The sequence below is a fragment of the Sorangium sp. So ce590 genome (assembly GCF_051521365.1).
Taxonomy (GTDB): Bacteria; Myxococcota_A; Polyangia; order Polyangiales; family Polyangiaceae; genus Sorangium.
Window position 1 is genome coordinate 3,419,317 of record NZ_CP150346.1, and the last position, 12,664, is coordinate 3,431,980.

Consider the following 12,664-nt stretch of genomic DNA (forward strand, 5'->3'; position numbering starts at 1 on the left):
GATGCGTCCGGGGCGCCGCGCGCGCAGGAACCGCGGCCAGAATCCAGATCATCGCTGGACGAACCGCGTTCTCCGTCTATCCTCGACGGGTGCGCTCGGGGGAGCTCTTGGGGGGGCGCTTCCGCGTCGAAGCGCTCGCGGAGACCGGAGGGATGGGGGCGGTCTACCGCGCCTGTGACGTCACCACCGGAAGGCGGGTCGCGGCCAAGGTGCTGCACGATCCGTCGCCGCACCACCTCGAGCGCTTCGCGCGGGAGGCGGAGCTCCTCGCCCGTCTCGCGCACCCGGGGATCGTCCGGTACATTGCCTACAACGCGGCGCGCGAGGACACGCCCTTTCTGGTCATGGAATGGCTGGAAGGAGAGGACCTCTCCCGCCTCCTCTCGCGGCGGCGGCTCACGGTCGACGAGGCGGTGGAGCTCGGGGCGCGCGTCGCTGCGGCCCTGGACGCCGCCCACGCGCGGGGGATCGTCCACCGCGATCTCAAGCCGGCCAACATCTTTCTCGTCGGCGGCCGGATCGCGGAGCCCAAGCTCCTCGATTTCGGGATCGCCCATTTCCCGGGCAGGGTCCCGATCACCGGCGCCGGGGTGCTGGTCGGCACGCCCGAGTACATGGCCCCGGAACAGGCGCGCAGCGGAGAAGATGTCGGCCCGCCCGCCGACATCTTCTCGCTCGGCTGCGTGCTCTTCGAGTGCCTCACCGGCGCCCCGCCGTTCCAGGCAGATCACCTGATCGCCCTCCTCGCCAGGATCATCTTCGACGAGCCGCCGCGCCTGTCGGAGCGCTGCCCCGGCGCGCCCCTGTGGCTCGACGCGCTGCTCTCGCAGATGCTCGAGAAGGATCCGGCGCGGCGCCCGCGCGACGGGGCCGCGGCCCACGCCGCGCTGGCGACGCAGGAGGTCCACGGCGGGTTGATCCCGGCACCGGCGAGCTCCGCGCTCACCAGCAGCGAGCGCCGCTTCCACGGCGTCGCGGTGGTGGGCCGCGCGCCAGCTTCCGCGCTGGACGCCACCCTCTCGGTCGGCGAGGTGGGCGCGGACGACGGCACGCTCCGGGAGGTCGCCGCCCGCTTCGAGGGGCGCCTGGAGCTGCTCGCCGACGGTACTGCGGTGCTCATCTTCGGCCGCCCGCACGTGCCCACCGACGTCGCCGCGCAGCTCGCGCGCTGCGCGCTGGCCCTGCGGGAGCGCGTCCCTGATCGCCCGATCGCGATCACCGTCGGCTGGGGCGAGCTCGGGTGCGGCCTGCCGGTCGGCGACGCCATCCAGCGCGCGGCGGAGCTGCTCCGGAGCGCGGGCCGCACGGGCGCGCCGCGGATCCTCCTCGACAAGATCACGGCCGGGCTGATCGAGGCCCGCTTCGAGGCCGCGATCACCACGTCCGGCGCCCTCGAGCTTCGCGGCGAGCGCGGCGCCGCCGAGCCGTGGCGCCCGCTCCTCGGCAGGCCAACGCCCTGCGTCGGCCGCGATCACGAGCTCCGCCTGCTGGAGCAGACCTTCGCCGCGTGCGCCGGCGAGCCCGCCGCCCGGGCGGTGCTCATCATCGGCGCCGCGGGCATGGGCAAGTCCCGCCTCTTCCAGGAGCACCTCGCGGCCCTCCGGCGCGCCGGTGCGCCCGCGGAGATCTGGCCGGGGCTCGGGGATCCGCTGCGCGCGGGATCGATCGGCGGCCTGCTCGCGGAGGCGCTCCGGGGCGCGGCGGGGATCAAGGGCGGCGAGCCCATCGAGGAGCGGCGCGCGCTCCTCCGGGCCCGCGTCGCCCGCCGCGTGCCCGAGGCGGATCGGCGCCGGATCGAGGAGTTCCTCGGCGAGCTCGCCGGCGTGCCCTTCCCCGACGAGGACAGCCTCCCGCTCCGCGCCGCCCGGCAGGATCCCGAGCTGCTCGGCGACCAGATGCAGCGCGCGCTCCGCGATTTCCTGCGCGCCGAGTGCGCGGCCCAGCCGGTGGTGCTCGCGCTGGAGGACGTGCACTGGGCCGATCGCGCCTCCGTCGCGGCCATCGACACGGCGCTGCGCGAGCTCGCGGACCAGCCGCTCGTCGTGCTCGCCACCGCGCGCCCGGAGATCAAGCAGGCGCACCACGATCTCTGGGCCGAGCGCGGGCGGCAGGAGCTCTGCCTCAGGCAGCTCTCGACGAGGGCGTGCGCGCAGCTCGCGCGGGAGGCGCTGGGCGACGCGGCCGACGGGGCCGTCATCGATCGTCTTGCCACCCAGTCCGAGGGCCAACCCTTCTTCCTCGAGGAGCTGATCCGCGCGACGGCGGAAGGCCGGGGCGACGCGCTGCCCGAGACGGTGGTGGCGATGGTGCAGGTTCGGCTGGAGGCGCTCTCGCCCCCCGCGCGCCGGATCCTGCGCGCCGCCAGCGTGCTCGGCGAGGTGTTCTGGCGAGGCGCCGTCGCGCACCTGCTCGGGGGCGGCGAGGCCGCTCCGCTCGCGGATCACCTCTCCGCGCTCGTCGCCGGGGAGCTCTGCGTCCGTCACCGCGAGGGCCGCTTCCCCGGCGAGGAGGCGTACTCCTTCCGCCAGGCGCTCCTGCGCGAGGGCGCTTACGCGCAGCTCACCGAGGACGATCGAGCGCTCGGCCACCGCCTCGCCGCCGACTGGCTGGAGGCCGCGGGCGAGACCGATCCGCTGGTGCTCGCGGCGCACTGCGAGCGCGGCGGCCTGACCGCCCGGGCGGCGTCGCTCCTCGTCCGCGGCGCCGAGCTCGCGGCCGCGCGCCGGGCCTACCTCGACGCCGAGGGCTGCTACGGGCGCGTCGAGGCGCTGCTCGGCGCGTTGCTCCCCGCGGCGCGCCGCGCGCGGGGCCTCGCTCGCTTCCGGCTCGGGCGCCACACGGAGGCCCTCGCCGACCTCGCCGCGGCGCGCGACGAGGCGGCCGCGGCGTCGGAGCCAGGGGCGGAGATCGAGCTCCTCCTCGATGAGGCGATGCTCCTCGACTGGACAGGCGAGTACCGGGCCGCGAGCGAGCGGGTCGCGGCCGCCGAGCGCCTCGCCGACCGGGTGGCCTCACCCCTGCTCGGCGCCCGCCTGCTCCTCGGCGTGGGCCGCTCGCTCCACCGCGTCGACCGCGAGGACGAGGCCGCCGCGGTGCTGACGCGCGCCGCGGCGCAAGCTGCGCGGCTCGGGGACGAGGGGCACGAGACGTACCTCATCGCCCGGCTCCTTCTCGGCTTCATCCTGGCCAGCCTCGGCCGCGTCGAGGAGGCGGCACGGGACCTGGACGCGGTGATCCTCAGCTGCGAGGAGCGCAGCGATCTCATGCACCTCGGCGCTGCGCTCAACAACCGCGGGCTCGCGCGGGCCCTCCAGGGCGACCGCGCCGGGATGATCGCCGATTTCGAGCGCACCATCACGCTCGGGCACGACCTCGGCCAGCCCGCGCTCGAGCTCGTCGGCCGCTACAACCTCGCCGAGTACCTGTATTTGATGGACGATCTCGCGGCCGCGACGCCCCATGCGTGCGCCGTCCAGGCGACAGCGCCGCGCTGCGGCGATCGCCACGCGTCGATCGCCGTGGCGCTCCTGACCGCGCGCCTGCGCCTCTACCAGGGCGACGAGGCGGGCGCTCGCGGGATCGCCCTGCGGCTCCGCGCGGCGCAGGATGAAGCCGGCTGCGAGGCGCTGAAGCCTTCGGAGGACGTGCTCTGCGCGATGATCGAGCTCGCGACCCGCGACGACGACGGCGCCGCGTGGGCCGCGCTCGAGGAGCGGTCCGCGCGCTGCTCGGTAGGGCAGGAGCGGATCGAGGTGCTCGAGGCACGGGCCCTCGCCTCCCTCCGCCGCGGCCGGCACGTCGATGCCCGGGCGCAGCTCGAGCGCGGCCTCGCGGCCGCCGCCACCATTCCGACCGTCATGGGCGGTCGCCTCCGTCGCTGGTACGCGGAGCTGACGAAGCTGACAGAAACGGACGCTCCGGACACCCACCTTGCCGCTGCATCATCGCCTTTCACCGGCGCGGCAGTGCGGGAAAAAGTAGAATAATAACTCATCAGCGAATCGAGGGAGGTGGTTGGTGGGCCCGCGCGCGCCGCGCCGCGCGCAGGGAGCCGCCGGGTCATGCGCCAGGAACAGGGGGGAATCCATGTCTCTCAAGCGGACATTCATCGTGCTTGGTTGGGCTGGGGCGCTGTCGGGCTGCATCGCCGAGGTGGGGGACACCGGCGCGCGGGATGAGCTTGTGGGGGAATCCCAGGGGGCCCTCCTGGGCGGCAACGCGCTCAGCGCGAACGCCCTGAACCTCAACGCCCTGAACCTCAACGCCCTGAACCTCAACGCCCTGAACCTCAACGGTCTCAGCGCGCAGAACCTCGCCACGATCCAGGATCCCGGGCCGAACGGCACGCTGGCGCGCGAGTTCGTGCGCTATGCGACGAACTGCGCCCTGAGCAGCGCGGGGTCCTTCGACTTCTCGTGGACGGACTCCAGCGGCAACATGCACCACGAGAGCTACCCAGGGCTGCTCGGCGTCGCGCCCACCTGGGCGAGCGGGCCGCTCGACGAGCTCGGGCAGCGCATGGTCTCCAGCTGCGTGGCGGCGCGCGTGAACTACTATCAAGTACCGGTCGTCGTCTCCGCCCGCTCGCTGCGGACTCCGCTGAAGACGCTCTCCTCCAGCCGGGAGCTCATCGATTATCCGGACGTCGAGGGGGCCTTCTGGGGCAACCTGTTCGCCGCGCAGCCCTACCTCAACGCCTGCTACAACAGCGCGACGGTCAACAACTCGCGCGCCTACCAGCGCGACTGCGCCGCGGGCCACCTGACCTCCGGGGACCAGGTCGTGGAGTGCGGGGTGATCCGCATCGCCGGGCCATGCGACCGGGTCTGCCAGAGCCTCAACGGGGCCGGCCAGTACTACCCGTCCTGCGTCGACCGCCCCGGCCAGAGCACCGCGACCACGAAGGAGGTGGTCACCACCGCCTTGCCCTGACCGACGCGCCGCCGCGACCCGCGACCGGCGATGACGTACGATGCTGAAATGAACCATCCAACAAGGGGACACGAATGCCGAGCAAGCCGAATATCTTGATCATCTGGGGTGACGACATCGGCATTTCGAACCTTAGCTGTTACAGCGACGGCTTGATGGGCTACCGCACGCCCAACATCGATCGGATCGCGGCCGAAGGCGTCCGCTTCACCGACTCCTACGGCGAGCAGAGCTGCACGGCTGGCCGGGCGGCGTTCATCACGGGGCAGAACCCGTACCGCACAGGCCTCACCAAGGTCGGCCTTCCCGGCGCCTGCATCGGGCTGCGCGCCGAGGACCCGACGATCGCCACCGCCTTGAAAGCCCAGGGCTATGCCACCGGCCAGTTCGGCAAGAACCACCTCGGTGATCGCGACGAGTTCCTGCCAACGATGCACGGGTTCGACGAGTTCTTCGGCAACCTGTACCACCTCAACGCCGAGGAGGAGCCCGAGCTCGAGGACTACCCGACGCCGGAGGACTTCCCGCAGTTCCAGGAGCGCTTCGGCCCGCGCGGCGTGCTCCACGCGTGGGCCAACGGCGACGGTACCCAGCGGATCGAGGACACCGGCCCGCTCACGAAGAAGCGCATGGAGACCTGTGACGAGGAGTTCCGCGACGCGGCGATCGACTTCATCAAGCGCCAGCACGAGGCCGGCACCCCGTTCTTCGTGTGGTTCAACAGCACCCACATGCACTTCCGCACCCACGGAAAGCCAGGAAGCAAGGGCCGGGCGGGCCGGTGGCAGTCGGTCTACCACGACACGATGTGTGACCACGACGACCTCGTGGGTGACCTCCTCGCTCTGCTCGACGAGCTCGGCATCGCCGAGGACACCATCGTCATCTACTCCACGGACAACGGACCGCACATGAACACCTGGCCCGATGCCGGGATGACGCCGTTCCGCAGCGAGAAGAACTCGAACTGGGAGGGCGCCTACCGGGTACCGGCCGTGGTGCGCTGGCCGGGCAGGATCCCGGCCGGTCGCGTGCTCACCGGCATCGTCAGCCAGAACGACTGGTTCCCCACGCTCCTCTCCGCCGCAGGAGTCCCCGATATCGTCGAGCGGTTGAAGGCGGGGGCCGAGCTGAACGGCACGCCGTACAAGGTGCATCTCGACGGTCACGACCAGCTGCCGTACCTCACGGGCGAAGCGACCGAGAGCCCGAGGAAGCATTTTTTTTACGTGTCCGACGACGGCGACCTCACTTCAGTCCGGTTCGACAACTGGAAGCTCGTGTTCCTCGAGCAGCGCGCTGTCGGCACCTTGAAGATCTGGGCCGAGCCCTATGTGCACCTGCGCGTCCCGAAGATCTTCAACCTGCGGACAGACCCGTACGAGCGGGCTGACATCACGTCGAACATCTACTACGACTGGTTGCTCGACCACGCCTGGCTGCTTGTACCTATCCAGGCCTACGTCGCCCAGATGCTCCAGACCTTCGTCGAGTTCCCGGCCAGGCAGAGGCCGGCGAGCTTCAGCCTCGAACAGGTGATGGCCAAGATCGAGGCTGGTATCACGAGCAGCTGAACGAGCTCGAAGCCGACCACGGGGTCGGCGCCACAGCTGCCCCGCCGGAAGCCGGCAGCCCTCGCGCCGCCGCGGAGCAACACCGCCACGGGAGGGCCCGGGGGGCCCAGGCCCATCCGGTTGTGCCTTCCGCTGCTGTCCATGAACCCGGCGCAGGGCTCCCTACCAAGACGAACCTCAACAACGATGAGGGCACGGAGACGGTCGAGGAGGGCGCCCGCGAGGCGGTGCGCCTCGCGCTGCTCGGCCCGGACGGCCCGACGGGTACGTTCTCGCACGCAACACTCGGACGGCTCCCGTGGTGACGGAGTCTCCTGGGCGCGCGCATCCAGAGTACGGGTCGCGCGAAGTGGCGCTCGATGATTCCTGCTCCCGCGCGCCGTCTTCGACCGCCTCGCCGCGCAGGAGCCGGTGAGGGGCGACTACGGTCCAGGATCCTCCGTGGTCTGGGACTTCGGTCACCTCGACAAGTCGGCGCTCGCGCCGTGAGACGACCGCGGCGCGCCCCGGCCGGATCGAGGCCGAGCCGGGGCGCGCCACCTCGTGGCCCGCCCCGCCCCGCGACCACCTGCTCGATCAGGTTGAGCCGCGGCCGCGGCTCCGGCGCGACGAGCGCCCAGCCGCCGCCCACCTCAGGCAGGACCGCCGGTCGATGCCGCGGCCGTGGGACGTGCCAGACACGACACGGTACGCCCCGGCACCGTGACATGTCACGCCTGCAGCCGTGACATGTCACGCCCCGGCACCGTGACATGTCACGCCTGCAACCGTGATTTGCCCCAACCAGCAACGTAGGGTCGTGCGGACGCGCGGCGGCCGGAGTCTCGCCCCTCTGGGACGGTGGTTGGCTTGGTAGTTGCTATGGGTCGTCGCTGAAGAAGCGGTTCACCGGTTCCTGGTTCGGGGCTTTCGTCATCGACAACAGGGCCCGTTGGAAGGCTGCGACGATCGCGTCCCCTCCCAGGGGCCCCGGTGCGAACCGGCGGCCTCGTCACGCGGGCAGCCGGCAGCACGAAGGCGCCGTGGAGAGGCCCTCGAGCCGACGCCATAGCAACAGCTCATCCGAACGGCGAATGGGCCGCCCTCGCTCCACAGCCAGCCTGAAGTTCTAGAAAAGGAGACCAATGCGTCACTGGTTAGTATTGCTGGGATCCATCATCCTGGTCGGCGTTCCAATCGTCGCCGACGCGCAGAGCACCCAATGCCGAACCGAAGCTCAGCTCTTTGCGGTCTCGCGGTTCCGTGACACCGAAGCCCACCCGTCGATCTACGTGTACGACGGCGACCACGTCTTCACCGTGCGCGGCAACAACTACGGCGAGCCCCATTACGCCACGGCCATCACGTTCGCCAACATCGACGAAGATCCGCACCTCGAGCTCATCGCGGGGCGCAACTGGCGCAACTGCGCGAACTGCGACGTCGTGCCGCGCCTGGTCGTCTACGATGACAAAACCACCCACTTCAAGCAGATCGCGACGCTGGGCAACTGGAGCACGAGCAACGGTGTGGAGGCCCTGGCAGCCGGCGACCTGGACGGCGATGGCGACGACGAGGTCGTCGTCGGGATGAGCGAGAGCACCGATGCGCTGGCGGCCAGGGTGCTGGTCCTGGATGACTTCACCCATGAGGGCGAGAGCCCCCACTTCCAGACGATCCTCGAGCAGCGCTCGGACCCGGAATGGGGCCCGGACTACTACGTGACGGGGCTCGACGTGCGCGACATCAACGGAGACGGTCGCGACGACGTCGCCATCTCCAGGGACAGGCAGTGCGGCATCGGGTGCAGCGGCATCGGGCGCCGCGTCGAGGTCGCGACCCTGGTTGGCGGCAATCTCACCACCCTCTTCAGCGCGGGCGATAGCGTGTTCGGCGACGCCCCCGTCGTGTTCGGGGTCAAGCTCCTCGACTTCGACGGCGACGGCAATGGGGACCTCGCGGCGATCGCCGAAGGAGATCACGGCGACCCGCGCGTGTTCGTCTTCCCCGGCACGCACGACTTCTTCACGAGGGAGATCGCCTTCGGTGCTCCTTTCGACCCCGGCAGCGACAACTGGGACGGCGACCTCCAGGCCATCTCCATCAGCTCCGGGGACATGAACGGGGATGAAAGGGAAGAGCTGGTGGTCGGGCGGAGCGGGGGTGACCAGCGCTCGAAGCTCGTGATCTTCAGCAAGAACGCCGACGGGACCATCTCCCAGACCACCCGCGGTCAGGAGTGGGGCGAAGACGTCGGCGCGAGCGCGGTCGCGATCGTCGACACGGATCTGGATGGCCGGGGCGAGCTCGTGTTCGGCCGCACCGAGAGCCCGAACCCGAGGTGGGGCGTCTACGACGACCTGCTCGCAGACGTTGTCTACCAGAAAGGGGGTACCAGCGACTGGGACGAGGACTACTACGTCACCGACATCGCCGTCGGCGACAAGGTGTGCGTCGTCCACGGCGATCCGCACCCGATCCCCGACTCGGTCGCGGACGCCAACGCCGAGTACGCCGACCGCGTGGAGCGCCTCTTGAAGGCGTGGATGCTCACCTTCGAAGGCGACATCACCAACATCGGAACCTGGGAAAACGCGAAGACCGCAGGCTTCCGCCGCATCGCCGCGGGGCTCGCGGCGCTCGTCCATCTGGACCCGGAGGACGATCTCAGGCCGCCGGAGGACTTCCCGCAGATCGTCGAGGACTGGCTCGTCAACAACGCGCATTTCAGCGATGACGTCGGATCGGAGGCGGACTTCGATTTCTATCTCACGAGCGCGATGACGCTGCTGAACGCGTTCGGGAATACGCCCGAGGGCTCGCAGCCGCTGCTCACAGACAAGGCCGTCAACGCGCTCCTCTTGTACCCAAGGAGTACTCGGACAGAGTGCGCCAACATGGACCTGCCACACGACGATATTGAATACCAGTGGCACTGCACCCCCTTCGCCCTCTACGCCGGAGACAAGGTGCGCAAGCTGGAATACCCGACTTTCTGGGTGACCGTCCCGGAGACCGAGAACCACGTCCTCATGATCAACGCCTGGATCTATCTGGCGAATCAGTGGATCCGCAATAACCCACGACAGGATCCGGAGCTCCAGGCCATTCACGACCGGAGCCCCGAGAAGTTCGTCAACGACGGCACGGAGCTCGAGCAAGCGCTGCTCGCCATCCTCGGCCGGTTCACGAAGAACGGCTACTTCGAGACCAACGCGCGCCCGTACCAGGGCCTCACGCTGCGCGCCTTGATGCAGCTCGCGAGCCATGCCGAAGGCGAAAAGGTGCGGACCGCCGCGCGCAACGCCGTCGATTACACGGCGGCCATGATCGCCTTCCAGTCCCACCACGGCAAGCGCTATGCTCCGATGCGGCGTCGCTTTGAGTACAACAACGTCCTGGAGCTGTACACCTCCGATTATCCGCCCATCATGTTCGGCATCCTGACGGGCGCGTATTCGTTCAACGATGATCCGTTTTGCCCGAAGACGGCTCGCAACTGCATGTGGTGGAACGGCGGAGACCAGTACAAAGGGTTCGCCCTCGACGCCGTGCTCAGCGGCTACGAGGTGCCGGAGCTGATCCACCACTTCATGCTGAAGCCCGACAATGAACAGCCCGGGTTCGGCGCATACACGCGCGCCGGGTCGCGCTACTCCACGGAGATGTATCGGGTTCACGGAGCAGCGAACTACCCGGCGCCCAACGTGATGGGCGACGAGGATCTCGACGCCATCGCGCGTGACCTCGACATCAACCCGACCGAGCAGCCGCCCGGGACGACCGGGTCCTGGCGATACGAGCCCGCGGCCGAGCACTACTTCTCCACGAGCGACTTCCTGAGCAGCTCAGGCGGCAGGTACGGGCGTTTCGTCCACGCGGGGGTGTGGCCTCACGAGCAGCTCTTCGAGCCTGAGGACAAGAAGAACGCGCACGACTTCCTCGCGAAGCCGAGCGTGCTGTTGCTCCCCGGCGATCAGGGCAACTGGGGTGTGACGGAGGCTCAGCACCTCACGCCGCTGATGAGAGGGAACGGCTATACTTCGAACAACGGGCCCGTGTACAAGAACGTCACGCTCGGCTTCGATCCCCATGAAGATTGGCCGACGCGGACTCCGGATGGCTGGGCCCAGAGCGACGTCGTCATGCTGGACAACGGATCGAGGGCCAAGGTGATCACCAAGCCGGGCGGCGACCTGCACCTCGTCGTGGTCTCCTTCCCCGTCCTGCACGGCGGCCTGTGGGAGGTCGTCCCTGGTCATTGGGGCTCAGGCACCGAGGAGGCGGGCGTTCCGGCCGCGGAGGTCCTGAGCGCCGTCGTGTCCAGGAACGCCGGCCTGACGGCGCTGGGCAGCATGCTCCCCTACCAGACGGTGGTGAGCAACGAGCGGCTTGACATCGGCTTCTCGGAGGAGGAGTCCCTGATGTGGATTGATCGGATCGCTGGCCTCTCCGCGGGCGCGTTCGACCCGCAGGAGCCGCAGGACGTCATCGATTTCCCGCTGCTGCTGGTCCAGGAGGTCGACGCGGACTATCAGTTCACGGGGGTCGAGTACGTGCGCGCCACGGGCGACGGGCTCGTTACGATCCACAACCCGCACCTGAGCTCGACGTTGACCCTCGACTCGAGGGACCACCACAACCCGACCCGCATCGCTGAAGGGGACGCAGCCGTGGACCCCCCCAGCCAGATCCGGTTCGACGAGAGCTGGCTGTTCCCCGATGCCGGCTCCGCCGAGCAAAACGCCGACGGCAGCGGCTTCACCATCACCCCGGACGGCGCTGGCAACGCCCGTATCGACCGCGAGTACCAGCGCACCGGGACGAACTGGACGCCGGGGTCGGTGTCGTTCTCGGTCGGGGTCACCGGCAACCCCACGCGCAGCGCCCGACTCAAGGTCACCCTGGAGTCCGCCTCGACCGGCACCGTCCAGCTCGGCTCGACCGTGGTGCTCGCCGATGTCGTCACGGCGGGCGAGACGGACGTGCTCTTCAACGTCCCTGCCGCCGCCCTGGAGGCGCTCCAGCAGACGCAGGAATTCGTCAACATCGCCATTGACGTCGCGGGCGCTGCCGGCGCCGTCGTGCACATCAAGTCGCTGCGGGCCACCACGTACCGCGCCACGCCGCGCGGCCAGGCCAGGATCGGCACCTGGGACGGGCTCTGGGCGACCACGGCCAGCACCTCGAAGAGCCCTGTCGCGACCGTGGGAAAGACGTCGCAGCGGGTGTGCTCCTCGGGCTCCCGTACGCTCGAGAGCGATTCCTTCGTGCCGAAGAGCTTCACCTGGATCTCTCGCCACCTCGCGCTCGACGTCCGGATCCCCACCGGGCTGCCGAACCCGGCCTGGCAGGGCTCCCTCCAGCTCTACTACCATGATCGTCCCGAGGACACCGTCGCCCAGTTCGCCGGGCAGTTCGACCTGACGGGCTATCCGGCGGGCGAGTGGGTCACGGCGCACTTCACGCTCCCCGAGCCGATCTTCGAGGCCCTTCAGGAGACCGACCGCGGCTCCACCCTGCAGGTCTCGCTCATGGCGGAGGCGGCGAACGGCGACTGCTTCCAGTTCGACAACGTGCGGTTCATGGGGGAGCTGCAGTGGAACGGGGCGACGAGCCCCGGCTTGGGCGACGGGCCGTTCGTGCCGGTCACCACCGCCGAGCGCGTGCTCGGCTTCGAGACCGAGGACGCCTGGCACGTCGTGCAGGGCACCACGGCGAGCCTCGTTGAATCGCCGACGAATCCGGAGACGAACGCGCTCTCGCTCCCCGTGTCGAACTACACCGTCATCGAGAGCACGTCGTTCCCGACCAGCGAGCTCTTCACGTTCGGGCCGACGCTGAAGCTCGACGTTGTGTCGCCGCCGCCGGTCAACCCCAGCTGGTCGGGCGATGCCACGATGTTCCTTGCGTGCATGGGAGCGAACATGTCGCACCAGGAGGTCGCGACGAACACGGTCCCGCTCCCGCAGGGGTCGGGCGCCCACGTCGTCAACTTCGTCGTGCCTCCGGCGGGTCTCGCGCTCCTCGCCCAGGACAACGAGTGCCAGCTCCGGCTCGTGCTCAACGGCCCCACGAACGCAGGCACCTACGTGCTCGACAACCTGCGCTTCTCGCTCTGACACCACGCCCCGCAGGGCCGCGCGACCCCGCGCGGCCCTGCGCGGCCCTGCGCGCTG

At 69.7% G+C, this 12,664-nt stretch carries 4 protein-coding genes and 1 pseudogene; all 5 read left to right on the plus strand.

All coding sequences use genetic code 11. From position 1 onward, the window contains the following. Positions 1-89: 89 nt before the first annotated feature. The 5 genes and pseudogenes from WMF28_RS13040 to WMF28_RS13060 all read left to right on the plus strand — a co-directional run bounded on the left by WMF28_RS13040 (position 90) and on the right by WMF28_RS13060 (position 12,607). Positions 90-3,986 (plus strand): serine/threonine-protein kinase, encoded by a 3,897-nt coding sequence (locus WMF28_RS13040; protein ID WP_437602517.1) that lies wholly within the window; start codon positions 90-92, stop codon positions 3,984-3,986. 124 nt (positions 3,987-4,110) lie between these two features. Continuing rightward, positions 4,111-4,932: a hypothetical protein gene (locus WMF28_RS13045; protein ID WP_437602518.1), complete on the plus strand. Its 822-nt coding sequence runs from the start codon at positions 4,111-4,113 to the stop codon at positions 4,930-4,932. A 74-nt stretch (positions 4,933-5,006) separates the two neighbouring features. Continuing rightward, complete coding sequence (locus tag WMF28_RS13050) at positions 5,007-6,506, plus strand: arylsulfatase (RefSeq protein ID WP_437602519.1); 1,500 nt, start codon at positions 5,007-5,009, stop codon at positions 6,504-6,506. Positions 6,507-6,670: 164 nt separating this feature from the next. Next, a pseudogene (locus WMF28_RS13055) lies at positions 6,671-6,811 on the plus strand (dehydrogenase); the annotation flags it as partial. 819 nt (positions 6,812-7,630) lie between these two features. Beyond that, positions 7,631-12,607, plus strand: coding sequence for an FG-GAP repeat domain-containing protein (locus tag WMF28_RS13060; protein ID WP_437602520.1), 4,977 nt, complete (start codon positions 7,631-7,633; stop codon positions 12,605-12,607). Positions 12,608-12,664 lie beyond the last annotated feature (57 nt).